General features: G+C 68.2%; 26 protein-coding genes. 11 read left to right on the forward strand and 15 right to left on the reverse strand.

What is annotated here, in order from left to right; all coding sequences use genetic code 11:
* Window positions 1–752 precede the first annotated feature (752 nt).
* Together AABM41_03220 and AABM41_03225 are read right to left on the reverse strand one after the other, a co-directional pair.
* Window positions 753–1,640, reverse strand: coding sequence for a glycosyltransferase family 87 protein (locus tag AABM41_03220; protein MEK6191319.1), 888 nt, complete (start codon window positions 1,638–1,640; stop codon window positions 753–755).
* Window positions 1,627–2,475 (reverse strand): glycosyltransferase family 87 protein, encoded by an 849-nt coding sequence (locus AABM41_03225; GenBank protein ID MEK6191320.1) that lies wholly within the window; start codon window positions 2,473–2,475, stop codon window positions 1,627–1,629. Before AABM41_03225 ends, AABM41_03220 begins: the two co-directional genes overlap by 14 nt.
* An 87-nt stretch (window positions 2,476–2,562) precedes the next feature.
* Between AABM41_03225 and AABM41_03230 the strand changes: the two genes are divergently transcribed.
* Window positions 2,563–3,483, forward strand: coding sequence for a hypothetical protein (locus tag AABM41_03230; protein MEK6191321.1), 921 nt, complete (start codon window positions 2,563–2,565; stop codon window positions 3,481–3,483).
* On the opposite strand, the gene AABM41_03235 is transcribed toward AABM41_03230, so the two are convergent.
* Window positions 3,377–4,468 carry a glycosyltransferase family 87 protein gene (locus AABM41_03235; protein MEK6191322.1) on the reverse strand — a complete coding sequence of 364 codons (1,092 nt, stop codon included), beginning with the start codon at window positions 4,466–4,468 and terminating at the stop codon, window positions 3,377–3,379. The genes AABM41_03230 and AABM41_03235 overlap by 107 nt on opposite strands.
* 102 nt (window positions 4,469–4,570) lie before the next feature.
* Here AABM41_03235 and AABM41_03240 point away from each other — a divergent pair, with 102 nt between their 5' ends.
* Window positions 4,571–6,046: a hypothetical protein gene (locus tag AABM41_03240; protein MEK6191323.1), complete on the forward strand. Its 1,476-nt coding sequence runs from the start codon at window positions 4,571–4,573 to the stop codon at window positions 6,044–6,046.
* Window positions 6,043–7,626, forward strand: coding sequence for a glycosyltransferase family 39 protein (locus tag AABM41_03245; GenBank protein ID MEK6191324.1), 1,584 nt, complete (start codon window positions 6,043–6,045; stop codon window positions 7,624–7,626). Before AABM41_03240 ends, AABM41_03245 begins: the two co-directional genes overlap by 4 nt.
* On the opposite strand, the gene AABM41_03250 is transcribed toward AABM41_03245, so the two are convergent.
* Window positions 7,623–9,278, reverse strand: coding sequence for a hypothetical protein (locus AABM41_03250; protein ID MEK6191325.1), 1,656 nt, complete (start codon window positions 9,276–9,278; stop codon window positions 7,623–7,625). The genes AABM41_03245 and AABM41_03250 overlap by 4 nt on opposite strands.
* 104 nt (window positions 9,279–9,382) lie before the next feature.
* Here AABM41_03250 and AABM41_03255 point away from each other — a divergent pair, with 104 nt between their 5' ends.
* Window positions 9,383–10,672 (forward strand): NAD(P)/FAD-dependent oxidoreductase, encoded by a 1,290-nt coding sequence (locus AABM41_03255; protein MEK6191326.1) that lies wholly within the window; start codon window positions 9,383–9,385, stop codon window positions 10,670–10,672.
* Here the strand turns inward: AABM41_03255 and AABM41_03260 are convergent.
* Both AABM41_03260 and AABM41_03265 read right to left on the reverse strand, forming a co-directional pair.
* Window positions 10,627–11,643 carry a hypothetical protein gene (locus tag AABM41_03260; GenBank protein MEK6191327.1) on the reverse strand — a complete coding sequence of 339 codons (1,017 nt, stop codon included), beginning with the start codon at window positions 11,641–11,643 and terminating at the stop codon, window positions 10,627–10,629. The genes AABM41_03255 and AABM41_03260 overlap by 46 nt on opposite strands.
* Window positions 11,643–11,843, reverse strand: coding sequence for a hypothetical protein (locus tag AABM41_03265; GenBank protein MEK6191328.1), 201 nt, complete (start codon window positions 11,841–11,843; stop codon window positions 11,643–11,645). Before AABM41_03265 ends, AABM41_03260 begins: the two co-directional genes overlap by 1 nt.
* 153 nt (window positions 11,844–11,996) lie before the next feature.
* On the opposite strand from AABM41_03265, the gene AABM41_03270 reads away from it, so the two are divergent.
* Together AABM41_03270 and AABM41_03275 are read left to right on the forward strand one after the other, a co-directional pair.
* Window positions 11,997–14,300, forward strand: a complete 2,304-nt coding sequence (locus AABM41_03270; GenBank protein MEK6191329.1) for an O-antigen ligase family protein — start codon at window positions 11,997–11,999, stop codon at window positions 14,298–14,300.
* 146 nt (window positions 14,301–14,446) lie between these two features.
* Entirely contained in the window at window positions 14,447–15,232 is a 786-nt protein-coding gene (locus AABM41_03275) for a metallophosphoesterase (GenBank protein ID MEK6191330.1), read from the forward strand.
* Here the strand turns inward: AABM41_03275 and AABM41_03280 are convergent.
* Together AABM41_03280 and AABM41_03285 are read right to left on the reverse strand one after the other, a co-directional pair.
* Window positions 15,163–16,047 (reverse strand): glycosyltransferase family 87 protein, encoded by an 885-nt coding sequence (locus AABM41_03280; protein MEK6191331.1) that lies wholly within the window; start codon window positions 16,045–16,047, stop codon window positions 15,163–15,165. The two genes, AABM41_03275 and AABM41_03280, sit on opposite strands and share 70 nt — an antisense overlap.
* On the reverse strand, window positions 16,047–16,202 hold the full coding sequence (locus AABM41_03285) for a hypothetical protein (protein ID MEK6191332.1): 156 nt from the start codon (window positions 16,200–16,202) through the stop codon (window positions 16,047–16,049). The genes AABM41_03280 and AABM41_03285 overlap by 1 nt, the downstream gene beginning before the upstream one ends.
* A 124-nt stretch (window positions 16,203–16,326) precedes the next feature.
* On the opposite strand from AABM41_03285, the gene AABM41_03290 reads away from it, so the two are divergent.
* Genes AABM41_03290 through AABM41_03305 form a run of 4 tightly spaced genes read left to right on the forward strand, consistent with a single transcriptional unit; the run spans window position 16,327 to window position 18,731 of the window.
* Window positions 16,327–16,602 carry a type II toxin-antitoxin system Phd/YefM family antitoxin gene (locus tag AABM41_03290; GenBank protein ID MEK6191333.1) on the forward strand — a complete coding sequence of 92 codons (276 nt, stop codon included), beginning with the start codon at window positions 16,327–16,329 and terminating at the stop codon, window positions 16,600–16,602.
* A gap of 1 nt (window position 16,603) precedes the next feature.
* On the forward strand, window positions 16,604–16,858 hold the full coding sequence (locus AABM41_03295; protein ID MEK6191334.1) for a type II toxin-antitoxin system mRNA interferase toxin, RelE/StbE family: 255 nt from the start codon (window positions 16,604–16,606) through the stop codon (window positions 16,856–16,858).
* Window positions 16,858–18,018: a glycosyltransferase gene (locus AABM41_03300; GenBank protein MEK6191335.1), complete on the forward strand. Its 1,161-nt coding sequence runs from the start codon at window positions 16,858–16,860 to the stop codon at window positions 18,016–18,018. Before AABM41_03295 ends, AABM41_03300 begins: the two co-directional genes overlap by 1 nt.
* The gene (locus AABM41_03305) at window positions 18,015–18,731 is read left to right on the forward strand and encodes a class I SAM-dependent methyltransferase (GenBank protein ID MEK6191336.1); all 717 of its coding nucleotides are present in this window, start codon (window positions 18,015–18,017) and stop codon (window positions 18,729–18,731) included. The genes AABM41_03300 and AABM41_03305 overlap by 4 nt, the downstream gene beginning before the upstream one ends.
* Here the strand turns inward: AABM41_03305 and AABM41_03310 are convergent.
* The 4 genes from AABM41_03310 to AABM41_03325 form a co-directional block, all read right to left on the reverse strand.
* A complete protein-coding gene (locus tag AABM41_03310; protein ID MEK6191337.1) occupies window positions 18,710–19,663 on the reverse strand; it encodes an SGNH/GDSL hydrolase family protein in 954 nt (317 codons plus the stop codon). The two genes, AABM41_03305 and AABM41_03310, sit on opposite strands and share 22 nt — an antisense overlap.
* Before the next feature lie 347 nt (window positions 19,664–20,010).
* The gene (locus AABM41_03315; GenBank protein ID MEK6191338.1) at window positions 20,011–20,973 is read right to left on the reverse strand and encodes a cupredoxin domain-containing protein; all 963 of its coding nucleotides are present in this window, start codon (window positions 20,971–20,973) and stop codon (window positions 20,011–20,013) included.
* 153 nt (window positions 20,974–21,126) lie between these two features.
* Window positions 21,127–21,855 (reverse strand): protein-L-isoaspartate(D-aspartate) O-methyltransferase, encoded by a 729-nt coding sequence (locus AABM41_03320; GenBank protein ID MEK6191339.1) that lies wholly within the window; start codon window positions 21,853–21,855, stop codon window positions 21,127–21,129.
* Between the two features lie 65 nt (window positions 21,856–21,920).
* Window positions 21,921–22,481: a GNAT family protein gene (locus AABM41_03325; protein MEK6191340.1), complete on the reverse strand. Its 561-nt coding sequence runs from the start codon at window positions 22,479–22,481 to the stop codon at window positions 21,921–21,923.
* A gap of 112 nt (window positions 22,482–22,593) precedes the next feature.
* On the opposite strand from AABM41_03325, the gene AABM41_03330 reads away from it, so the two are divergent.
* Window positions 22,594–23,406 carry an alpha/beta hydrolase gene (locus AABM41_03330; GenBank protein ID MEK6191341.1) on the forward strand — a complete coding sequence of 271 codons (813 nt, stop codon included), beginning with the start codon at window positions 22,594–22,596 and terminating at the stop codon, window positions 23,404–23,406.
* Between the two features lie 33 nt (window positions 23,407–23,439).
* Here AABM41_03330 and AABM41_03335 read toward each other — a convergent pair whose 3' ends face one another.
* From AABM41_03335 to AABM41_03345, 3 genes are all read right to left on the reverse strand, one after another.
* Window positions 23,440–24,099: an adenylate/guanylate cyclase domain-containing protein gene (locus AABM41_03335; protein MEK6191342.1), complete on the reverse strand. Its 660-nt coding sequence runs from the start codon at window positions 24,097–24,099 to the stop codon at window positions 23,440–23,442.
* Between the two features lie 197 nt (window positions 24,100–24,296).
* The gene (locus AABM41_03340; protein ID MEK6191343.1) at window positions 24,297–24,569 is read right to left on the reverse strand and encodes a YtxH domain-containing protein; all 273 of its coding nucleotides are present in this window, start codon (window positions 24,567–24,569) and stop codon (window positions 24,297–24,299) included.
* 44 nt (window positions 24,570–24,613) lie between these two features.
* On the reverse strand, window positions 24,614–24,904 hold the full coding sequence (locus AABM41_03345) for a hypothetical protein (protein ID MEK6191344.1): 291 nt from the start codon (window positions 24,902–24,904) through the stop codon (window positions 24,614–24,616).
* Between the last annotated feature and the right edge of the window lie 25 nt (window positions 24,905–24,929).

A 24,929-nucleotide genomic window follows, 5' to 3' on the forward strand; every position in this document is an offset into this window, starting at 1 on the left:
CGGGCTGCCATCCCTGCAGCTCGCCGCGCTCCTCGCGGCCGCGGCGGCGCTCAGCCTGTACTCGATCATCCCCCTCGTCGAGGCGGTGTTCACCGGCTACTACGCCTTCGACTGGGAGAACTTCATCGAGGCGGCCAGCCGGGTCGGCACCGGCACCCTGTACGAGTTCGAGTATCCGTACGCGTTCCGCTGGTCGCCGGTGGCGGCGTGGATCCTCGGCTTCGTCACGCTCACGCCACTCTGGCTGTGGCAGGTCCTCCACGTGGCGGTCCTGCCCTTCCTCCGATCGTGGTGGCTGGTCGCGGTGTGCCTGATCACGTTCCCGCTTTGGTTCGACATCCAGACCGGCAACCTGATGATCTTCATCGCGGTGACCGGCTCCTGGGCGCTCCGCGGGAACGGCCCAGCCACGGCCCTGTTCCTGGCGCTCACCCTCCTCGTGCCGCGCCCACTGATGATCCCGCTCGCGACCTGGATCCTGTGGAACCGGCCGCAGTGGCGGCTGCCGTTCCTGCTGTTGTTCGTCGCTCACGCCGCCATCGTCGTCGCGAGCGGGTACGCGGCGGAATGGCTCGATGCGCTGTTCCGGGTGGGACCCGAGCTGACGAGCGACTTCAACTACGGCCCCTCGCGGTTCATCGGCCTGGTGTGGGTCCCGATCGGGTTGGCCCTCGCACTGTGGCTCACCTGGCGCGGGCGCCTGGGCCTGGCCAGTGTCGCCATCAGCCCGTACTGGTTGCCCTACTACTTCCTCATGATGCTCCTTGAGTTTGTCCGGCCAAGGTCGCCACGACCCCCGGCTGAGCTGACCTGGCCGCCCTGGCGTCCAGGTAGAGCACGACCGACGCCAGCAAGAGCGCGAACGAGTAGATGAAGAATCCCGGGACCGCCACGAGCATGCCGATCGGGAGCAGCCACGTTCGGCCGGTCTTCCCGGCGAGGACGGCGATCGCCCCGCCAATCGCCATCCTCAAGATGAGCAGCGTGGTGGAGTCGCCAATTCCCGGGTAGTTCTCCGGAGCCGCGCGAAGCGCCGCGAGCCACTCTGCCCAGATCTCGGCGTTGACGGCGAAACCGATCCCGATGATGAGCACGGTCACCCCCAGCGCCGTGGCAAAGGCTCGCCACTCACGGCGGCCGAGATGCCAGCCGAGCCCGACTCCGGGAGTCACCTTCGTGAGCAGCACCGTGGCCCAGAGGCTCGACGTTCCGTGCCGGACGATGAGAACGACCGCCAGGGCCTGGAACGTGTAGATGTTCCCCCACAACGCATCGTCCATCACCGGGATGAACGCGAGCATCCATGGAACCCGGAGGTACAGCAGGACGGCGATGTGCAGGCCGAACCACACGGCGGCGAACAGCTCCCACGGCAGGAGCCGGAGGGGGGCGGTGACCCAGAGGAATGCTGGGGCATAGCGGAATTCGCCAACGCCCTCCGCATCGTCGGTCCAGTCGTACGGCGTGGCCGTGTAGTAGTACGCCGCGGCATCCCCCATCAGGAAAGTGACGTCGTCCCCGTGGTAGCGCGCGTTCCCGGTGAGCACCAGAATCGAGTACACCAGCGCTCCGGCAAAGACGCCCCAGCCCAGAACCTGGCGGCGCGCCCAAATGCGCGTCGCAAGCCTAGGCGGACTCACGTCGTCCCTCGCGATCACCGGACGGCTGACTGGCGGCCGGCACCGAGCAGAGCAGGTAGCCGAGGTGATAGGGGATGAAGCGAACGCTGGCGCCGATGATGACGAGGACGCTTGAGGCCGGCCACGACGGCCGATGAAGAGCCCAGACCGCGGCCACAGCGACGGCGGCGATGTACACAACCGGCGACAACACCCACAGGCTGAGCGCTCCACCGATGGCGGACGGATACGCGTCGAATTCGTAGGCGAGGACCGGCAGCCACAGGACCGCGCCGGCCACAAGGGCTGTCAGCGCGCGACCCCACTCGCGCCGCGCCAGGTAGGTCACGGCGAACAGCGCCGGGAACAGCTTCAGGCTGGCAGCCAGACCGATGGCCAGCGGGCCCCAGCGCCGGTCGAGAAACGCCCACAGCAGCGCGACCACGGCAGGCTGGACGTTCCCTCCCAATGCCGCGATCAGCAGCGGAGGAGCGGCGAGCGCGGCGACGGCTCGCCCGGCCCATCCCATCCGCAGCATCGCCGTGGTGGGGAGCGCCCACGCAGCGACCATCGCGACCGTCCAGGCACCGGCGACAAGCGGCTCGGGCAGAAACGTCAGCAGCGCCCAGGCCCAGGCGAACCAGGGTGCGTACTTGTATGCCGTCTCCGGATCGACGCCGGCCGGGTACAGGGGCTGACCGGCGGCGGCGCGTTGGCCCGCCTCCCAGTAGACCTGGCCGTCGGTCCACAGGATTCCCGTGTGCACGCTCAGGATGGCGAGAGCGATCCCGAAGCCCAGCGCGACCGCCTGCAGGATGCGCTGGACCCGAATGCCGGGATCCTGGAGACGGAACATGGCCACGAGTCTAGGACCGCGCCGGCGCCCCGAATCCCCTCCATTCGTACCGCTGGTTAGGCACCTCGCCGGTGCTAGCCTCGCCCGGTGCAGCGGTCACGGCTGGGCTGGGCGGTCCTCATCGGTCTGTACCTCGCGCTCGGCATCGCCGGCGCGGTCTATCTGGCACCGACCACGGTCATCGGCCAGGACCTGGCGACCTACCAGCGAGCCGGCGAGCTGCTGTGGTCGGGCGAGAACCCGTACTCGGGTCAGTCGGACCTGGGGCAGGAGAACCAGTATCGGTATCCGCCGCTGCTGGCCATGGTCATCCCGGTCCTCGGCTGGCCGCCGCTGTGGTACGGCCTCCTCGCGCTGGCGACCGCAGCCACCATCTGGCTGTGGTACCGGACGGCCGGGCTTCCCGGGTTGCTCGTCCCCGCCCTCCTGATCGGGGCCTGGGGTCAGCAGCTGCTGAACGGCAACTCCCAGGCCATCGTGGTGTGGCTCCTGGCCATCACGCCGCTCGCCTGGGGAGGGCGGATCGGCTCGTCCGCCCTGGCTCCCGCCGTAGGCCCGACCGCCCTGGCCGTCGCCACCATGCTGAAGATCCACCCGGTCATCGGCCTGGTCTGGTTCGTCGGGCGGCGCGACTGGCGGGCCACCGGGCTGTACGCCGCCGCCTGCGCCGTCCTGCTCCTCGTTCAGCTGCCGTGGCTCGGCGACTTCATCGCCTACTATCTGAACGACCCGGCCGCCGCCGAGACCATCCCGGGCATGAGCCTGCGGGCCATCCATCCCGCCGTGTGGGTGATCGGCTTCCTGGTCGTCCTCGCCCTGGCCTGGCGCTACGCGGAGACGCGGTACGGGTGGCTGCTCGCCACCATTGCCCAGCTGGTGGCCTTGCCGCGGGTTCTCCTCGTCAACCTGGCGCTGCTGCTGGCGGCTCCGCCGCCACCTCGACATCCCCGGTCGGAGCCGGCGTCCGCCACATCGTCCACGCCAGCGCCAGCAGCCACAGCGGAATGAGCGGGAAGACGATCAGGAGCCACGGGTAGGGCGCCAGCCAGCGCGGCCGGCGACGGAGGACGGGATCGATGACCACCACCAGCCCCGACAGGTAGTGGATGAAGGTATAGGGCCCCAGCAGGATTCCCGAAACGAAGGACAGGCCCAGACCGATGTCCCCGCGGCGGACGACGGCTGCGGCGCCGACGACCACCGCGGCGACGACGCCGACCACCACGCCCGGCGGGCCCAGCAGACCGCTGAAGCCGATGTTCGCGGTGAATGTCCGCTCCAGCGGCTCGCGGAAGGTTTCGAGCCAGGCCAGCCAGAGCTCCGGGCCAAAGACCGCGACGCCGGTGATGGCCCACACCCCGGCCACGGCCAACGCCGCCACCGCGTCCCGCGGGCGGCGGACGGCGAGCCAGATCGCGAGCGGCAGGAGGTGCGGCTTGGGAGCGAGGATGAGCAGCAGGCCGAACATGACACCCCCGACGCCATCGCGCCGGGCGAGCAGGACCGCGAGCACCGCCACGGTGAACACGCTTACGTTGCCCAGGGCCAGGTCGTGCCAGATGGGCGGGAAGAACAGGACCATGCCCGCCACCAGCCAGCGGGCGTCTCCCGACCACCGCCGGGCGAGGCCGACTGCCACGACCACGACCACCGCCACCTTGATTGCCAGCCACAGCCACACCGCGGCCGTCTCCGACAGCGAGGCGAGGGGGGCGAACAGCACCGCCGCCCACGGGGAGTAGCGGAACAGATACGTATCGGACCAGTCGTACAGGCTGGATGGGTCCTCGAGCAGCCGCTGCCCCGCCTGCTGGTAGCAGCACGTGAAGTCGATGGCGAAGTCGCCGCGGGCCGCGATGTAGACGATGGCCACGTCCGCCAGCAGGAACGCGACCGCGGCCAGGATGATCAGGCTGGGATCGGACAGCCACGCGCGCCGCAGGGTCTCGCCCAGGGTTCGCCTGCTGGCGGCACGCCCGGTGGAGGCGGTCACGCGGCCATGCTGCCATGCGTGACGGAGGTCGGGGAAGCCCGCGAGGCGATCGGTACCTTCAGGTCATGCCGGTGCGCGGAGGCACCGACTAGACTCACCCGCGTGCTGAGGCTCCCCTCCACCGCGGCCGTGTTCGCGGCCGGGCTGGCCGGGATCATGGTCGTCATCGTGCTGGCCAAGGGCCTGACCGACCCTGACTTCTTCACCCACATCCGCACTGGCCAGCTGATCGTGGACAACGGGCAGGTCCCCACCACCGATCCATTCTCGTTCACCTGGTTCGGCCAGCCGTGGATACTCCACGAGTGGCTGAGCGAGGTGCTGATGTACCTCCTCTTCAGCGGGCCATCCGTCATGGTCCCCTTCGTCGTCTTCGGACTCATCCCTGGCGCCCTGCTGGCCGTCCTCCTCGCAGCGATCGTTCGGCGAGGCGTCCCCCTTCGGCCGGCTGCCCTCGCCTGCATCTTGGCCGCGTGGGTCCTCATCCCCTACGTGACAATCCGGCCGCAGGCCATCAGCTGGCTGCTCATGGCCGTACTCGTCGTGTTCCTCTGGGGTCTGGACGCGGCCCGACCTCGCCGCGTCCTGTGGCTCATCCCCCTGTTCATCCTGTGGGCGAACCTCCACGGCCTCTGGGTGGTGGGCCTGGGAGTGGTGGTCCTCTATGCCCTGTTCACGCTTGCCGGCCGCACCCCGATGGCCGGACGCATGGGGCGCACCTGGATCGGGATTGCGCTCGTCGGCTGCCTGCTCGGGGTCATGCTCACCCCCGCTGGACCAGTCGGCGTCCTGTACCCGCTCCGATACGTGGACTCCGGCGACTGGGGGCTGGCCTTCATCCAGGAGTGGCAGTCGCCGGACTTCCACCACGCCGGCAGCTGGGGCCTGCTGGCCCTGATCGTGGTGCTGGTGGGCCTCGGTGTTCGCGTCGCCGGCATCCCCGGCTGGATGAGCATCCTGGCCCTGGGCGGCGTGGCCATGAGCCTGTTCTCGCTCCGGAACGCACCGCTCCTCGCGGTGTGGGCAGTCCCGGTCGTGGCCTTCGCCCTGGCCGAGCGCTGGCCAGCGCGGCTGGCGGCCGGACCGGTGCCCGCGTCCCAGGTCCGCGCTCGCCGGCTGATGGAGGCCGCCACCGCTGTGGTGGTGGTCGTCGTCAGCGCGGTCGTCGTGCTGCCCAGCACGCCCGGGATTGACCTCGAGGAGTCGATCGCCGCCGATTTCCCGGCTGCCGGCATGGAGGTCTTACTCGAAACCAACCCCGGCGCACGTGTGCTGGCCGAGTACGGCTGGGGAGGCTACGTCATCTGGTCCGGCCACGACGCTGGCGCACGGGTATTTATCGACGGCCGGAATGACATGTATGACCAGTCCGTCCTCGAGGACTACAGCGCCATCCGCGGGGCCGATCCCGGCTGGGAGCAGCTCCTGGCCGAATACGGGGTGGAGGCCATGCTCTGGCCGCCGACCGCCACCTTGACCCGTGGCCTGCTGGACGGGCCGCTCCCCGACGGATCGGAGTGGTGCGAGGCCTTCCGCGACGAGCGCCAGGTCCTGTACCTGCCCCAATGTCCGCCGTGACCGATAGTCGGCCGAAGCCCGCCCGGATGCCCTGGCTGCTCATCGGCCTGGTCACCGTCGCCGGCCTGGTGGTCCGCGCCATCCCGGTGCTCCTGGCAGACTTCCCGGTCAACGACGGCGGCCTGTTCCTGGCCATGACCCACGCCATCCAGGACGCGGGCTGGGCTTTGCCGGCCACCGTCACCTGGAACGGAACCGACCTGCCATTCGTGTATCCGCCGCTGGCGTTCTATGGCGCGGGGGCCCTCGAGGCAATGTTCGGGGCGGACCTCTTCGCGACCTTCCGGTGGCTGCCCCTGGTCGCCAGCACACTGATCGTGCCCGCGGTGTTTCTCCTTGGTCGTGCCATCTTGCGGTCCGACCTCGGAGGTGCGATGGCGGTCCTGGCCTATGCGCTCGCGCCGGCGTCCTACGTTTGGATGATCCAGGGTGGCGGGGTCACCAGGTCACCGGGTCTGCTGCTGGCCGTCCTCGCCATCTGGCAGACGGTGGTGCTGGTCCGTCAGCCGACTCGTCGCGGGGCCGTAGTCGTGGGGCTCCTTGCCGGAGTGACCGCTCTTGTTCATCCGGGGGCCGCGGTCTTCGCCGCTATCAGCGGCGTGCTGCTGCTGATCCTCGAGGGCCGGACGCGCTCGTCCATCGTCCATGCGGCGGGCGCCCTGGGCGTCGCGGCGCTCGTCGTCCTGCCCTGGGTGGTGATCGTCGTTTCGCGCCACGGTGTCGGCGCCCTGACCGACGTGCCCAGCAACGGTCCCAATCCGCTCGCTGCGCTGCTCGCGCTATTCGCCGGTCGCGTCACCGGAGTCCCCTTCACCGATCCGCTGGCCATCCTCGGCGTCGCGCTGGCGGTTCTTTCCCTGATCCGCCGCAAGTGGTTCCTGCCCCTGTGGCTCACCGCGTCGCTGGCGTTGTCCTACCAGTACGCGATGATCCCGTTCGGGATGCTGATCGGCGTCCTCGCAGTCGACCTGGCGGCCCTCGTTGCCCGCGGCGCGGAGTCCGGCGCCGCTGACCATCCCGCGGCCCCACCCTGGATTCCGACGATCGGTGTGGCGGTCCTCGCCGCATGCTTGCTCATCGAGGGGATTGCCTCGGCGGCAACCGTCCTCAATCCCGGCGCTCCCGTCCACGCCCTCAGCCCGGAACGGCGCGAGGCCCAGGCGTGGGTGTCCGACAACACCGATCCGAACGCCACATTCGCGGTGATCACCGACAGCCAGTGGTCCGGCGACCCGGACTCCGAGTGGTTCCCCCTCCTCGCCGGCCACCGCTCGGTGGCCACGGTGCAGGGATCGGAGTGGCTTGGCCAGGCCGCCTTCTACGCCCAGGTCACGGCGCATCGAGCCCTCCAGGCCTGTGTCTACCCTGCTTCGGTCAGCTGCGTCCGGGAATGGCTGGCTGAGTGGCCGGCCGACTACCTGTACCTGCCCTCGGGCCCCTTGCACGGGCCGAACTCGCCATCCGACTGTTGCGCCGAACTGCGTGGAGCGCTGGCCGCGGATGACCAATATGCCCTCCTGTACGACGGTCCCGGCGCCTCGATCTTCGTGGTGAACGACAGAGCGGGCGCCGCTCGCTAGGGCAGCTCGATCACCGTCGCCCCAGGCCCGTCGTACACGACTCGAGCACCGTCAACCAGCTCCACGCTGTGGCGCGGAGCCGGACAGCAGTCGGCATCGCTGAGCGGGCCATGCAGCGCTCCCTTGGGGATGAAGACGTGGGTCACCGCGAAGTCGAACTCGTCCGCCCAGGCCAGGACGCAAGGAAGCACGTCGCTCGCACAGGCCTGAAGGCTCGCGTGTGCGTCCAGCTGGCGCTGCCAGGCCGCGTCGCCGAGCCACTCGTAGCCCTGCACGGTTCCGGCACTGCGTCGGTTGGCAATGGCGGGCAACCATTCGGAAACGGCATCGATCTCCCAGTCGTTGCTGCCCGTGACCACCGCGAGGACCGCATCCCCCGGAGTACGTTCGCCGGCCCAGACGATGGCCTGCCTCTGTTCGCTGCTCATCGCGTGCAGAGGTGAAGTTTGGCGCAGTCCAGAGAAGTAGTTCGCGAAGACCAGCCCAACGATGACCGCGAGCATGAACGTCGCGCCGAGCGGGTGGCCCCGGATATGGGCGAATGGAGGTGTGTCACCTGCCGGGAGCCACGCGGTGCTCAGGGCGAGCAAAGCAGTGGTAGCCAGCAGCGACAGGGGGACCATCGCAAACGCAAAGCCGGCGCGGCTATCCAAGACCCAGATCACGACGAGCCAGATTGGCAGCATCAAGGCGCGCCGTCGGTGAAAAGGACCGGGCTGCCGTCGGCGGTCGGGCCCTGGATGTTGCTCATGCACTTCGCGTTTTCTCACCGCCAGGATCAGCCCGACGACCGCGGCAATCGTGATGAGATCGAAGATGATCAGGTCAGTGAATCGGAGCGAGAAGAGCTGAGCCAGACCCTCCGAACCAGGGTTGCCACTTCGAATCGCGGAGATGAGCGGTTGCGCACCGTGGACCGCAAACACCGGGACCAGCCACGTCGCCAGCACAGCCAGTCCGATCACTCCCGAAACGGCCACGCGCGTGACCGCGTGTCTCCAATTGGCCGCCCATGGGAGGAACACCAACAGGCTGGTCGCCAGAAACACCGCCGCCTGGGGGTGAGCGAGGGCGCACAGTCCTCCGACGAGCCCGAGCATCACCGCCGTCCACCATCGATGCTCCGGGCTGCGGAGGAGACGCCATCCAATCCCCAACGCAACGATGGCCAGCAGGAACGCCAACGCGCGGGTGATGCCCCCTCCGGTGATCATCCACTGGTAGCTGCTCGGCAAGAGGGCGAAGGCAAGGGAAGCCAAGATGCCTCCGGTCCGGGACCCGATGATTCCCTGCCCAAGCCAGTACACCGCGACGACGGTGGCCAGGCTCAGAACCACGGGCAGGCCACGGAGGACGTCGAGGATCTCAAATCCGAATGCTTGGTTTGCGAGAGCGGCGACGTAGAACGCCAGGGGTGGGTAGGCGAACGGGATGTCCAGCCCGTTGTACGTGGTGGACGCAGGCAGCAGGAGTCGATTGTTGACGAGGTCCTGAATCATGGTCGCGAACAGGCCGCCGTCATTTAGCGGAAAGTCCGTGCCCACGAACGGCACGAACCGGACGATCGCGGCGCAAACGAGTGCGAGCGCAAGGCCAAACTGCACCGCTGCCGGCCCAGCGTCCTGATCCGCAGGGATCTTCGCTATGGTCACGCCGCCGGCCATCCGCGGGAGGCTAGCATCCGCGCGGAAGACTTCAATCCCGAGATCGAGGGTGGAAAGACCTACATACGTGTTGACTGACCAAGCGGTAGCCGATGGCTGATCGCCGAATCGCGGTCCTCGGCGCCGGGGCGTTGGGGCTAACCGTAGCCCTTCGCCTCACCCAGCGGGGCGACAACGTCACGGTCTTCGAGCGGGAGTCGGTCCCCGGGGGTCTGGCAGCCGGCTTTCAGCCCAGCGGCCCGGACGGGCCGTGGCTTGAGAAGTTCTACCACCACCTGTTCCAGAGCGACCACCGCGCTATTGCCCTGATTAACGAGCTTGGCCTGGGCTCGGACCTGAGCTGGCATCGACCGCGGACAGTCGTCCTCCGCGACGGCCATCTGCACCAGCTCGACTCGCCGTTTTCTCTTCTCCGATTTCGGCCCCTCCCCATCTGGGATCGGTTCCGGATGGGCCTCGCCTTGGCCTACCTCAAGACCCTGGGCAGCCCGCGGCGGTTGGAGGGCACGCGGGCCGCCCCCTGGATCCGCGGCCGGATGGGCCACCGGGCGGCCGAGGTCGTGTGGGACCCGCTCCTCCGCGCAAAGTTCGGCGACGCAGCCGACACCATCGCGCTGCCCTGGTTCTGGGCTCGTGTTCATGACCGGACGACACGCCTCGGCTACCTGGGTGGCGGGTTCCAGCGGCTCTACAACGCCATGGCAGACCGGATCACCGGCGCCGGCGGCGTCCTGCACTTCGGCCGCGACGTCACACGCATCGAGCGCACGGAGGGCCGGCTCATGGTGGCGCACGGAGGAGGAGAGGAGGCCACCAACGAGTTCGACCTTGTCGTGTCAACCTTCCCCACTCGAATCACCGCCAAACTCACGCCCGAGATGCCTGCTGAATGGCATGAGCGGCACGATCCGGGACCGGCACTCGGTGCCCACTGCCTGATCCTCGCGCTGGACCGGCCGTTGACCGATGCGTACTGGATCAACCTCAACGATCCGGGCTTTCCATTTCTGGCCCTTGTCGAGCACACCAACATGCGGTCCGCGGCCGAATACCGTGGGCAGCATCTGGTCTACCTCGGCAGCTACCGGCCCATGGATGACCCTGTCCTAAAGACCGATCCCGACACGCTGCTGGCCAACTGGCTGCCGGCGCTACAACGCCTCAACCCCGACCTCGAACGCTCTTGGATCACCCGCGTCTGGGGCTTCGCCGCCCCATTCGCCCAGCCAATCGTCACTGTCGATTACGCGAGTCGAATTCCCCCCTTTCAGACTCCCGTCGAAGGCCTGTGGATCGCCAACATGTTCCAGGTTTATCCCCACGACCGCGGGCAGAACTACTCCATCGAGCTGGCGGAGCGCCTGGTGGACACGATCGGATGAGGCGCGCCCGCGGCGAGCCAGCGGCGTGACTCCTGGATGACGAGCGGGATGGCGGCGATCATCGGCACCATGAGGTTGCCCCAGTAGATGTCGGGGAGTGGCACGGTCATGGCCAGGCCCAGGAGCAGGAACGACACGTCGTCGCGCTTCGCCCGCCATGATGCAAGCAGGAGCGCCAGACCGGCAACATAGCCGACTACCGCCGGGAGGCCTACGCAGGCGAAGGACCACAGGGCATACGGCGGACATGCCGCCTCCGCATTGCCGAGGGCGGTCAGCCAGTCCGTGAGCCATCTCGGGTGAGCAATGGTTATGAGCGCGCCGATCGCTACCGCGACGAGCAGCGGCCCCTTCCACACACCTTTCTTGCGGATGGTCCACAACAGCCCCTCGGCCGGGAAGACCTTGATGAGGCCACAGAGTAGGGCCGGGATCGCCGACCACCGAGGCCAGAGCCACATGCTCCCCATCGCAGCGGCCACCATGGGCGAGATGTAGCCGGCCTCCAGGTCGGAGAAGCCGACCTGGAACGCGGTCGCAGCCACGGCTCCGACTGCGAGAGCCATGGTCCCCGACATCCTGCCTACCTCACGGCGCACCATCAGGAGCACGATCCCGATCACCCCTACGAAGCTGAGCGCGTTCCACGCGTAGAAGAACGGCTCGCCCAGGGTGAACGGCATAAGGAGGTACGCACCACTCGGCGGGTAGACGAACCCGTGGCCCAGGATGGCGGCGTCCAGCGGGTACGGCCCCGAGAGCTGCATCTCGGTGTACGGCGTCATCCCGGCGTAAGCGCGACGAGCGCCTTCCGCGTAGGAGATCGCGTCGGCCCATTTCGCGAATACGAACGCATTGGTCAGTGAGATGCGAAGGGAAAGCGCTCCGACGGCCATCAAGGCGATGAATCCCGTGAACCGGACCAGGGGGCTCGTCCGGGCGACGGTGACGACCGACCGGACGCCGGCCATCAGGTCGATTCCTCAGCAGGGGACGGGGGCACGGCCGACTGTCGCTGAGCCGACCGAAAGGCCACATACAGGGTATCCGACCCGGGGATGAGGTCGGGGGACGAGGTCCACACGTTGGGGGACGCCAGCATGACCCCAATGGGCAGTAGCCACGTCTTGTCCAACCGCGCGGCCAGCATCAGGATCAGCCTGCGCGTCATGAGATCCGTTTGGTTATGGGCGTGGGGGCCCCATCCGGGGCGAATCATGGCAGACCGATTGTCTACCTCACCATGCCAAACCTCGCTACCGGCCATTTGTAATACTCGGCTTCTCCTGCGTCCCAACGTCGCGACGAGGGGGACAATTAACCGATGGCTCATGGCGGCGTGATTCCCCAGCGGCAGACCATCGCGATCGTAGCGGGCGTTCTGGCTCTGGCGTACCTCGTGATCCTCGGCGACCTCGGCGCGCGCGACCTTCATCCCGTCATTCGGCTGTTGAACGCGCTCGTCGCGGGCGGGCTGATCCTGACGTACCTGGTGAAAGCTCCAAGCCAGGCGGATCGCGTCGATCGAGGGGTCCTTCTCAGCCTCCTGCTATTTGCTTCCGCTGCGGTACTCGCCCAGTTCGCGCGCCAGGCCTTCGACGCCCTTCTGGGGGCGCTCCTCTTCGCCGCTGCGTTCTTCGTCGCCCGCTCGCTCCTGGGGAGCGAGGCCGGGCGCCGGGCGTTCGCCTGGTGCCTCATCTGTCTATCCACGCTGTTCACATTACTCACCGCAGTGAGATGGCTGCTTCCTGCGCTCGAGTGGTGGTCGCTCACGGGCTGGAGCGTCATCCCGCCGCTCGACCTCAACCTGGCTGCCTCCCCGTGGGCGCATCGCCACGACCTCACACTCTTGATCGTAATGCTCTACCCCAGCTGGTGGATCGGTCGCATCGGTCCGCGAAGGACCGCCGCTGCAACAGTGGTTGGGATCCTGACGCTGCTCATCGTGCTCGTGGATGGCTCACGAAATCTCTGGCTTGCGATGGCGGTAGCCTCGGCAGCCCTCTTCGTTCCATTCGCCGTCAGGCACTGGCCGACAGGGCGCAGGGCTCAGGTCGGTGTGGGCCTTGCCCTCGCTATTGCGGCGGTGGCGATTGCGCTGAGCGGCGTCGCCGGCTCCGTCCTGGAGCGATTGCTGGCCGCGGCATCCATTGAGGCCCGATTGGCGATGTGGGAGTCGTTGACCGATGCTTGGCTTTCAAAGCCAATCGCTGGCTATGGGCCAGGATCCTTCCCGTGGGTCCTTCAGCAGACGAGCTACTTCGACACCAATGCGTGGGCCCCGCGCCACCCGGACAGCGTCATCTTCCAGGTACTGCCAGAGGCAGGCGTGCTCGGGGTCGCGGCGCTCCTGGTCCTCGCGGTCACGTTGTTGCCGGCGATCATCCGTGGTCGCTCGCGGGGTGCTTCCTGGGTATTGATCACTTTTGCGCTGGCTGGACTAGGTGCCAATCCAACCGATTTCGGTTTCCTGGTTGCCTTGGCGATCGTTTGGGTCGCGTTCGCGATACCTCGCGAGTCCGACGCGGAGAACGAGGTGCCAGCTGGGCGGCGTGTGGTGCGTTTGGCGTCGCTCGCATGCTTTGCCGTGGTCGCCGCAGCCTGGACCGCAACCGCAGCGGGGGATGTTGCGTATCTATCTGCTCGGTCCGCGATTGATGGCGGAAGGCTTCAGGATGCATTGCCACGGCTCCAGCTCGCGAGCAGCCTCGATCCGGGAATGGCCCTGTACCGGCGCCAGCTCGGCACCGCTCAGCTCCTGGCCGAAGACGTACCGGCTGCAACGCAGAACCTGGAGGCTGCCGTCCGCCTGAACCCGAGTGACGACCTCGCCTGGCGGGTTCTGGCACTCGCGCACCTCGCATCCGGAGAGTCCGACTCAGCCTGGGCGGCGCTGGAACGGGCGATGGAGACCCAACGATCCGATTACACGAACCTGCTTCTCGCTGTCCGTTGGCAGGTGGACGACGGCCAGGATGAGGAGGCTCTGGCCACCCTGGGTGAGGTCGCTCAAGCGTGGCCCGAGATAATCGCTGCCCCCGGCTGGACTGAACTCCTGCCGCCGACGGTCTCGACGCTGGATGTGATCGAGGTCGCGCTCGAGCGATGGTTGCGGGACGAGCCATCGCCGGTGGGGCGTTCTCTCCAGCCGATACTGCTAGCGGTGATGGCGGGCCGCAGCGGCGATGTCGAGGCATTGGCCCAGGAGACACTCGGCCTCGCGTCAGGACCCGCCTACGTGGCGGTCATGGGTTGCGAGCCGAGCGCATCCGCTCACCTCGAAGACGCACAGAATCAAGCCCGCAGGTCATCCCTGTACTGGTGGCTGGTGGTCAGGCAGGCCCGGCTTGATGGCGAAGTCGCCGCACGAGCTGAACGCCTGCTCGACATTATGACCGGCACTGCACCCTCTTCACTGCTGACTCGCCGCTTCCTGAACCCATTGAACGAGAACACTGCCGACGGATTCAGCGCCGACGTCTGGGGCTATCGGCGTGACCCGATCACTTGGGCCAACGATTACCGCCAGTTGCCAGATCCCGGTGCTGGCGCCGCTCGCTGGCTGCTCCAGCCGAGGCAAGCGGTGCGCGACGCGGACCTGGACACCACCCTGCCGAGGTGCTCGTGAGGCGATTCAGCATCGCGCTGCTGGCGCTTCTGCTCACTGCGTGCGTCCCATCGGTCAGTCCATCGGCCAGTTCGACGCCAGCGCCGAGTACCAGACCAGCGCGCACTGAGACGCCCAGCCCGACATCTTCGACGCAGGCGGCGGTCGTGCTGGCCGCGGGTGACATCGGTGCCTGCGACTCGGCGGGCGACGAGGCGACCGCCTCGCTCCTGGATGGCCTGGAGGGAACAGTCTTCGCCCTGGGCGACCTCGCCTACGAAAGCGGGACCGCGGAGCAGTTCGCCGCATGCTACGACCCGTCGTGGGGCCGGCACCGGTCGCGAACCTGGCCCGTCCCGGGCAACCACGAGTACGAGACCGCCGGCGCGGCCCCCTACTTCGCGTACTTCGGCGCCGCCGCTGGCGCCCCGGGCCAAGGCTGGTATTCGTTCGATCTGGGCGCCTGGCACCTCATCGCCCTGAACTCGAACTGCGACGAGGTCGGCGGATGCGACCTTGACTCCCCCCAGGCCGACTGGCTGCGCTCGGACCTGGCCACTAGCACCTCCACATGCACCCTCGCCTACTGGCATCACCCGCGCTGGAGCTCCGGCTCTGAGCATGGCGCCGACCCGCGGACGGATGGGCTGTGGCGAATCCTGGCCATGGCCGGAGCAGAGCTCGTCCTCACCGGCCACGACCACGTCTACGAGCGATTCGTCCCCATCGACGCCGATGGGGCCGCGGCCACCGACGGCATGGTCGAGTTCGTGGTCGGCACTGGGGGCCGCTCGCTGTACGGCTTCAACAAGGTTCTCCCCACCAGCGCGACGCATGACAACGCGACGTATGGGGTCCTGCAGCTCACGCTCCACCCTGACGCCTACGACTGGGAGTTCGTCCCCGCCTCCGACATCGGCTTCTCCGACTCGGGCTCGGCGGACTGCCGCTGAGCCAACCACAGGGCGGGGGCCGCGGCCAGCAATGCGAGCGAGCTCGTCCACACGTTCGGCAGGGCCAGCATCACCCCGATCGGCAGTAGCCAGGCCCGGTCCCACCGCGCCGCCACCACGACCACGGCCACCGCCACCGGCAGGCGGATCACCAACGGCAGCGGAATGACCTGGATCCGCGGATCTGATCCCACGTTGGCTGCCAGCAGCGCGAGCCATTCGGCCCACAGCTCCGGCGTGAACAGGACCGATACGCCCACAATGCCCGCCGTCAGGCCCAGGCCAATGGCCAGCGCCCGCCACTCCCCGCGCACGGCATGCCACACGATCCCGATCCCCGGCGTGACCTTGGTCAGGAACGGGAAGGCCCAGGCCCCCGCCCCCCAGGGCCGGCGCCACAGCGCGAGCACCACCGCCCCGGCCAGGAAGACGTGGATGTTCCCGCGCAGGATGTCGTCGACGACGCCGGGAAAGGCGAGCATCCACGGCACCCGCATCCAGAACAGGATCGCGATCGCCAGGCCCGTCCAGAGGGCCGCGAAGACGGGCCACGGCAGCAGGGTGAGTGGATAGATGATCTGGGCGAAGGCCGGGGAATAGACGTAGGCCTCGTACTCCAGCCACGGGACGTCGTACAGGCCGCCGTCCCAGGCGTTCCAGATCCCGTACGCGTCGAACATCGGTCCGTAGGCGGGCACCGGCTCGGCGTAGGGGACCAGCCGCAGCCAGACTGCGCCGATGTACAGCAAGCCGGCCAGCGTCAGACCGTGGCGCAGGGCGGCCCAGCGCGTCAGCCCCCCGGCCCGGGCGGCCATCAGGGGAACAGGTCGGGGTTCTGGTTGATCTCGATGATGGGCTGCTGGAACGGGCCGCCGAGCGGGAAGTCGAGGATCGGCAGGTTCATGCCGGCCAGCTTCATTCCTCCGCCCAGGAGCAGCAGGACGAGCAGGAAGGCCAGCACCAACTTCATTGGGCGCAGCCTACTCCGGAGGGGCAAGGCCACAACGCTCCGATGGTCCTGGAGGTAGGCTCCCGATAGGCGTTCGTACCGACATCTGTATTGACAGTTGTACAGAGCGATGTACAGTAAGGCCGTGAAGACCGTCCCGATCAGCGACCTCCGTAGGCGCATCGCCGATGTCATCGACGAGGTTCAGGCCGGCGACGAGCCGACCGTGATCCTCCAGAGATCGCAGAAAGCGGCTTACATCGTCAAGCCCGAGCGCTACGAGCAGGACCAGGCCGAGCTGCTTCTCCTGCGCCGGCAATTGTTCCTGTCCGAGGTTCGCGAGGCGGAGGCGGAGTACCAGGCCGGCGAGGCGCATCGGTTCGACGACGTCGAGCAGCTGCTGGACGACATCCGGAGCTGACGTGCGGCTGACCGCGTCCAGCCGCTTCCTTCGCAAAGCCCGGAAGCTGAAGGACCCCCAGGCATCCATGCTGCGGGCCGCCCTGCGACGGTTCGCCGCCGACCCCCAAGACCCGCTCCTCCACACCCACAAGCTCAAAGGCGAGCTCGACGGCTACTGGGCCTTCAGCGTCGACGCCGATCTCCGTGTCCTCTTTCGCTGGGACGGGGACGAGGCTTTCCTGGTGAACCTGGGCTCGCACGACCAGATCTACTGATGGACCGGCCGCGTGTGCTGCAGTTGCTGGCCACCGGTGGGACGGGCGGCGCGCAGGAAAGCGCCATCGCCCTCCTCGTCCACCTGGACCGGTCCCGGTTCGAGATCGAGGCCGTCTCACTGGCCGATGGTCGCTCAATCCAGCGCCTCCGCGAGCTGGGCATCCGCGTCACCGTTATCCCGCCCGAGGACGACGAGTCCACCGTCCGCGAGCTCGTCGCGTACCTCCGCCGCCGGCAGATCGACCTGCTCCACGCCCACCTGTTCCGTGCCGAATTGCTCGGCACCCGGGCTGCCCAGGTAGCCGGCACGCCGGTGGTCGTGGCCACCGCTCACTCCAGCCGGATCCGCTCCCCGGCCGACATCGCCGCCCTGGCGGCCGTCACGCCGTCCATCGACCGCCTCATCGTCCCGTCGGCGGCCATTGCGACCAAAGTTCTCGCCGAGGGCCGGGGAGCGGCCGAGATCACGGTCGTGCCCAACGGGGTCGACCTGGATCGGTTCAGCCCGCAACGGTCCAGCCAGGACACGGCCGCGTTGCGAGCCGCGCTCGGCATCCCGCCCGACGCCTTCCTGGTCGGGGTTGTGGCCCGGCTCGAGCCCGAGAAGGGGCATCGGTATCTCCTCGAGGCCCTGCCAGCCATCGTGGAAGCCGTGCCCGACGCCTGGTTGTTGCTGGTGGGTGAGGGCTCACAGACCGATGCGCTTCGCGCCCAGGCCGGCTCGCTGCCGCTCGCAGCACGCCAGAGGGTCGTGATTGCCGGTTTTCAGACCGATATCGAGGCGGTGACCCAAGCCCTGGACGTGGCCGTGCTGCCGTCACTGCGCGAGGCGCAGGGGCTGGCCCTGCTGGAGGCCATGGCCGCCCGACGCCCGGTGGTGGCCTCCGCGGTGGGCGGCATCCCCGAAACCATCCGGGACGGGGTAGATGGCCTCCTCGTCCCACCCGCCGATCCGCCAGCCCTCGCAGACGCTGTCATTCGCCTCGCTCGAGATGCCCAGCTGCGGGATCGACTGGCCGCCTCGGGCCGGCGCCGGGTGGAGGATCGGTTCAGCGTGACCGTCTCGGTCAGGCGTGTGGTGGCCATCTACAGCGAGGAGCTGGCGCGGGCCGGCGTGCTCACCGTTCGACCAGGTAAGCATGGGAGCATGGGCCGATGAGCTGGGACGAGGCGTTCGCGAACCACTACGACGAATGGGCGGCCCACATGGCGGCGGACGTCGCCTTCTATGTTGAGCTCGCGCGCAAGGCGGACGGGCCGCTGGTCGAGCTCGCGATCGGGAACGGGCGGGTCGCGATCCCGGTCGCGCAGGCGACCGGCCAGCGAGTCATCGGGATTGACTCTTCACCGGCGATGCTCGAGCAGGCCCGTGCCCGCGCGGCGGTTGCGGGCGTGGAGCTCGACCTGCGCGAGGGCGACATGCGCGACCTCGCCCTCGACGAGCTGGCGGCGCTGATCTACTGCCCTTTCCGCGCGCTCCTGCACCTGCCGACGTGGGCCGACCGCCGTCGCACCTTCGAGCGCGTCGCCGCCTCGCTCCGGCCGGAAGGGCGGTTCGCCTGGAATGTCTTTGCCTTCGACCACCAGATCGCCGCGCGCCTCGACGGCGTGCACCAGGACGAGCCTGTACCGCACACCATCCGGTACTCGGTGGGCGACAACCGGATCGACATCACCCGCGACGACGGCGCGAAGAGCTCCCTGTGGTGGGCAACCAAGAACGAGTGGCTGGGGCTGATCGATGTCGCCGGTCTCGAGCTGGAGGCGTTGTACGCCGGCTTCGCCGGCGAGCCGTTTGCGGACGACAGCCGAGAATACGTGTTCGTCGCCCGCCGCAGGACGACTGATGCCTACGGACCGAGCGGGGCGTAGCCTGAGGCGGCGATCGCCTGTGCTATGACCTGATGGCCTTCCCTCGACGGGTGCACGTGGTCGTCGACCAGAAGTGGGGCGGCATCCTGATCGCCTGCGGGGCCGTTGAACGCCGTCAGCAGCTCGACGCAGAGCCCGTCGTGGGCGGCGACGGCTTCGCAGATCGCGGCATTGAGCGACGCCAGCTGCTCCGCATAGAAGGCCTGGAACGAGGGGCCGAACTGAGCGGCTCCCGGATCCCCGATCTTGACGTTGTAGTAGGCGGTCGCGCGCAGGATGTGTGGGTGGTCGCCCTGGAGCGTGTCGATCTGACCGAGCAGGGCCTCGAGATTCGATTGGAGGCCGGCGATCGCGCTGTCATAGCATGCGCGGTCGGTCTCGGCTCCGCACGGGTTGATGTCGTTGATGCCGATGGCGATGGTGATGATATCGGCCTCTTCAATCAGCGACCGCAGGATGGGCGAGGAATCAAGTGTTTCGAGCAGGTCGCCTGAGGTCGCGCCGTTGACCGCCCGGTTCTGCACCGCTACGGGCTGGCCAAGCGCCTTGGCAGCGAGCGGCCCGTAGACATCCGGGTACCTGGCGCATTCACATCGCTGCGAGGCCGCGATGGAATCACCGATGGCCACCAGGCGGAGATATTCAGCCGGCGACGCGGCCTCGGTCTGAGTGGGTGATGTGGCCTGGTCCGAAGACACCGTCGAGCCTGGGCTCACTGCGCAGCCTGACACCAAGACGGCGATCACCAGCAGGCCAGTTGCTGCCTGGCGCATCGACGCAATGTGCATCTGCGCATTCTGGCCCGGCGACGGACTCCGGAGCAAGGAGCCCCGGCCAGCGGGCGCGTCGTGTTCGCCGGTTTGCAGACCGATGCGGGGGCGGTGAACGAAGCCCTGGAGGTGGCGGTCGTTCAGCGTGACCGCATCGGTCAAGCGTGTGGAGGCGATCTACACCGAGGAGCTCGTCCGTGCGGGTGTAATTGCCGCGCCGAGTCACGGATGACTGGTAGCGGCCGCGGGGGCCGGAATCGGCGCCCCGCCAGTCACCAGTGACTCACAGAGTGCCGCGTCCGCCATCTGCGCACGTTGCCAGTCATGTGTGACTGGCCATTGCTGCTGGCGGCGTCCCTCGCGTCGCCTTGACCCGCGCTCGGCGGCCCGCGGGCGATAGCGGACGTCTAAGGTCCGGGCCCAGCTCGGCCACCCGACCCACCCGGGCACTCGACGAGGCCCCTCCAATCGTGGAGAGGCCCCGTCGTTGCGGTTCCGCAGGAGTCAGATCACGGAGCGGCCACCACCGTGATCGTGCCGAACATCCCGGCCTCGAAATGGCCCTCGATCTCGCAGACCAGGTCATACGTGCCCGGCTGGGTCGGGATCAGGAACAGCTCGATCTCCGCGCCGGCGAACACCTCCACCTCGCGCGGGGCGGGTCCTTTGAACTCACCCGAGGCGTCCTCGGCCTTGCGGAAGGCGATCGACGCGAAGAAGTCCTCGGCCGTGAACTCGTGCTTGATCTCGCCCATGTTGACCACGGTGATCACGTATGGCTGACCGGCGACGAGCTCGAAGTCCTTCGGCGTGAAGGCGTACTCGGAGAGCTCGATCGTCAGCTCCTGGCTGGCATCCCAGTCGGCCGCCTCTACGAGCGCCGCAGCATCCTGGACCCACGGGCCATCACCCACATTGGCCAGCTCCACAGCCGGTGAGGTGGGCGCCGCCCCGGTCACGGTAATCGTGCCGAGCATCCCGGCCTCGAAATGGCCCTCGATCTCGCAGACGAGGTCATACGTGCCCGGAATGAGCGGGATCAGGAACAGCTCGGCTGACTTCCCCGCGAAGACCTCGATCTCGGTGAAGAACGGGACCTTTACCTCGCTCTCGGCGGTCTCGGCCTTGCGGGTCGCGACCGTCCGGAAGAAGTCCCCGGCCGTGAACTCGTGCTTGACATCGCCGACGTTCACGATCTGCAGGATGTACGGCTGCCCCGCCTCGAGGGTGATCTCGCTCGGGGTAAAGGCGAACTCGGAGAGCTCTATCGTCACCGCTTCCGCGGTGTCCCAGTCGGCCGCATCGACGAATTCGGCAGCGTTGACGACGTATTGCTCGGCGGCAGGCGCCTGGCTCTGCGGCGCCTGACTCGCCGGGGGCTCGCTGCCACCGCCGGCTTCGGGGCTTGAACAGGCAGCGAGGAGGAGCCCACCGACAAGGACCGCGGCCGCTTTGGCGGGAATTGTGCTCATGACAGTTACCTCTGGGCGAATCCAGGCGCAGCTCGACGAGGCGCGCTCGTGTGTGTGCCGTGACCAGTGAAGCGCGGAACGCGACTCAGTCGCAGGGTCCGAATGGCCCCTAACCGCGGGATGTTGGTCATGAGACGCGGCCCGCGTTGCTGCCTAGTCGATCCGGCCCTCGCCGTAGCCGTGGGTGCCGATGAGGGGGACGAACACCACCGGCTCCAGGGACCGCTCGCGCCACTCGTTGTCGTGGCGCTCGACCAGGGTCAGCCACTGCCCCTCCCGGTCGCCGATGGGGATCACCATTCGGCCCCCGGCCGGGTTGAGCTGCTCGCGCAGTGGGGCCGGGATGGACGGCCCGGCGGCGGTGACCAGAATCGCGTCGTACGGCCCACCCGCCGGCCAGCCCTGGGTCCCGTCTCCAACCTCGGTCACGACTCCGCCATACCCGGCCGCGGCCAGGTTGCGGGCCGCCTGCGCACTGAGCTCAGGATCGCGCTCCACGGACACCACCGCGGCCCCCAGTTCGGCCAGCACCGCGGCCTGGTAGCCGCTTCCCGTCCCGATCTCCAGCACCCGCGCCCGATGCCACCCCCGCGCCGGCCGCGCGGCCTGGGTCATCAACGCCACCACGAACGGCTGGGAGATGGTCTGGCCGTGGGTCAGCGGCAGCGCGCGATCGTCGTAGGCCCAAGCCGAGTCCACGAACAGGTGGCGTGGAACCCGTCGCATGGCGGAAAGCACCTCCGGGTCTCGGACTCCGCGCTTTTCGATCTGCTCGCGGACCATCCGCTCGCGCGCGCGCTCGGTAGGATCGGTCTCGGCCGAGGCATCGTCCGGCGGCCGGGGTCGGCCCTGCCACCGTCGCCAGCTGCGGATCCAGGACATACCCCGATTCTGCGCTCACGCGCGGGCCCGGACTGGGTCGGCGAGACGCCGTCGGCGAGACGCCGTCAGCGAGACGCCGCCCACTCCGTGGCGAGGATGGCGTAGACGAACTCGTCGCACCACTCGCCCTTGACGAACTCCGTCTCGCGAAAGTGCGCCTCGCGGCGCATGCCCAGCCGCTCCATGACGCGCGCCGATGCGGCATTCCGCGCGTCGCAGCTGCCGTAGATCCGATGCAAGCCCAGGTCCTCGAACCCGATCCGCAGCATCTCGGCCGTGGCCTCCGTGGCGTAGCCCTGGCCGTGGTAGTCCGGGTGCACGATGAAGCCCAGCTCCGCCTGGAGGTGCTCGCGGTTGACGCTGTGCAGGCTGACGTCCCCGATCAGCACGTCCGATTCGCGGACAACCGCCGCCAGCCGGAGCGCATCGCTCCCATCCTCAATTAACGTCATCCGCTTCAGCCGCTCCAGCTGGACCCGAACCTCGTCCAGCGTCCGCGGCCCCCAGTACAGGTAGCGGGTCACGTCCTCGCGGCTCTGCATCGCGTGGAGGGCGTCGAGGTCGCCGTCGTCGAACGGGCGCAGCAGCAGACGCTCGGTCTGCACCGGGAATATCACGTGCGGCATCGTACGGGGGCTGCCCGCACGCCGCCATTGACCGGCGTAGACGACGCAGTAATCATGGGCTTGGCACGCTGGCCGGATCGGTCAGCAACGCTGGAGCAGCCGGAGGTGGTCCATGCGTGCGATCGCTGTCGAGGACGGACAGGCATCCATCCGTTACATCGAGGTCCCCGGCGCCGATCCCCCACTGGTGTGGATCCACGGCCTTATCTGCTCGTCTACTGGCGAGCTTCTGCCGGCGGCGGTCCAGCCACCGCTCCGAGGACGTCGCTCGCTGCTGGTCGACCTCCTGGGCTACGGCTACAGCGACAAGCCGGATGCATTCAGTTACACGCTGGAGGATCACACCGAGACCGTCGTCAAGCTGCTCGACGCCCTCGACGTGGACCGATGCGCGCTGATCGGCCACAGCATGGGCGGCACCGTCGCGACCCTCGTTGCTGCAGCTCGTCCGGCTGCGGTAGCGGCCCTCGTGCTGGCCGAGCCGGGGATCGACCTCAGCGGGACGCTGGCGCCCGGCATCGCCGAGCAGACCGAGGACGATTTCGCGGAGCGGGGCTTCGCCGAGTTCCTCACCGGCATGCGCACGGCAGCGGCCGAGAACCCGAAGGCCCCGCCGGCCGCGCACATCGGAATCACGCAGCTCATCAATCCGCGCGCGCTCCATCGGGTCTCGGTCTCGGTCATGCGTGGAACGCAGCCAACGATCCGCTCATTGCTGCGCGAGCTGGACTTGCCGCGGTTCTACCTCGGCGGCGAGAACAGTGACCAGGCGCTGCCCCCGCAGGATGATCTCACCGCGACCGGCATGGTGTGGATGACGGTGCCGAATAGCGGACACGCCATGGGGCTGATGAACCCACACGGGTTTGCCCAAACGGTGGCGGCCGCGTTGGCGGGCCTGGACCTGGACCGAGATCAGGGGTAGTCGCCGGCGTCGACTCCGCCGATCAGGGGGCGCCTAGGCCGCCAGGAGCACCAACACCTCGGTCGGCTCAGTCTTCCCCCTCAAGGCGAGCTGTCGGTGTTCGAGCCCGACGTCGGGAAGGTGGGCGGATTCCGCCGCGGCGGTGGTGACCAGCAGCTCACCGGCTCCGGCTGCCGAGGCCAGGCGCGCCGCCACGTTCACGGGGTCACCCATAGCGGTGAGCTCCACTTGCTCACCTTGGCCAACGGTTCCGACGAACGCCACACCGGTGTTGACCCCGGCGCCGACGGGGAGCCACGGCTGCCCGGTGTCGTGCCCGGTCGCTGAGAGCAGCGCGCGGCCCGCCGCAATCGCCCGTTGCGCGTGGAGCTCGCCGGTGAGGGCAGGGATGAAGATCCCGATCACCTCATCCCCGACGAACTTGTCGACGATTGCGTCATGGTCGACCAGCACCATGGAGGCCGTCTCGAAAAATCGCTCCATCAGGGCGCGGAATTCGGAAGGACGCATGGACTCGGCCATGGTGGTCGATCCGCGCACATCGGCGAACAAGAGGCTGCACGGGATCTCCGCGCCGGCCCGATGCTCGACCAGCTGCTTGAAGCAGGCCGAGCAGTACTTGGGGTTCTTCGGCCAGGGCGCCTTGCCGATCAGTCGCATCAACTGGCCGGCCGGCCCATGGAACGGCGACATACACAACTGGCACCGCGGTTGGCTTGGCACGCGGCGCATCAAGGCCCGGCCGAACCGCAAGCCTCGATTGGTGCCCAAGAGGACCCCGCGGCTGTAGTCCTCGTCGCGCGAAGCGTGCTCCGGATCCGATGGAGGTGGCGCTCGCGTCACAGCGCCCCTCGTCTATCCGGCGAAGGCGCGAAGGTCGATGGTCGCGGTCAGGACTTGGCCGATGCCGCCGTGCGGCGCTGGCGGGGCGCCGCCTTCTCGTTCGCCTCGGCGTCGTCCGCATCTTCGTTCAGCGCGTCGCCGTTGGCCGGATCGTAGGCGCCCAGGGTGGCGGCATCGAGCAGGTCATTGATCAGGCGATCGGCGCGCTCGCGGAGCATGCGTCGGGTGGCGATGCCGCTGCGGGGGGCGAGCAGCACGCCAATGACCAGGCCCACGAAGAAGAAACGAATGGCGACTTTGACCCGGCTGAAGCTGAACATGATCAACCTCGGTGAGCGTCGAAGCGGGAGCATACCACCGGCCGTCAGGGGCTCGGGGATGGGCTCCCTGGCGTGGATGGGCTTACCGATGGCGACGCCGATCCCGATGCGCCCGGGCTCTCACTTGGCGCCGGGCTGCCGCTCCCGCTCGGCGCGGGGCTGAGGCTTGGGATCGGCACCGGCGTGGGCTCGGGGAACAGGGTGCTGGGCATGTTCAGCGCCGCCAGGACGAACATGAATGCGAATCCCAGGATCACGATCAAGACCCACACCCGCGCCATGCGCTCCCCGCGGGGCGGCAGCGCTCCTCGATACCCGGGCTGTTCCGCGCTCATCGGCCGGGAAGCCTAGCCGATCCTG

The sequence above is a fragment of the Chloroflexota bacterium genome (genome assembly GCA_038040195.1).
In the GTDB taxonomy this organism is placed as follows: domain Bacteria; phylum Chloroflexota; class Limnocylindria; order QHBO01; family QHBO01; genus DASTEQ01.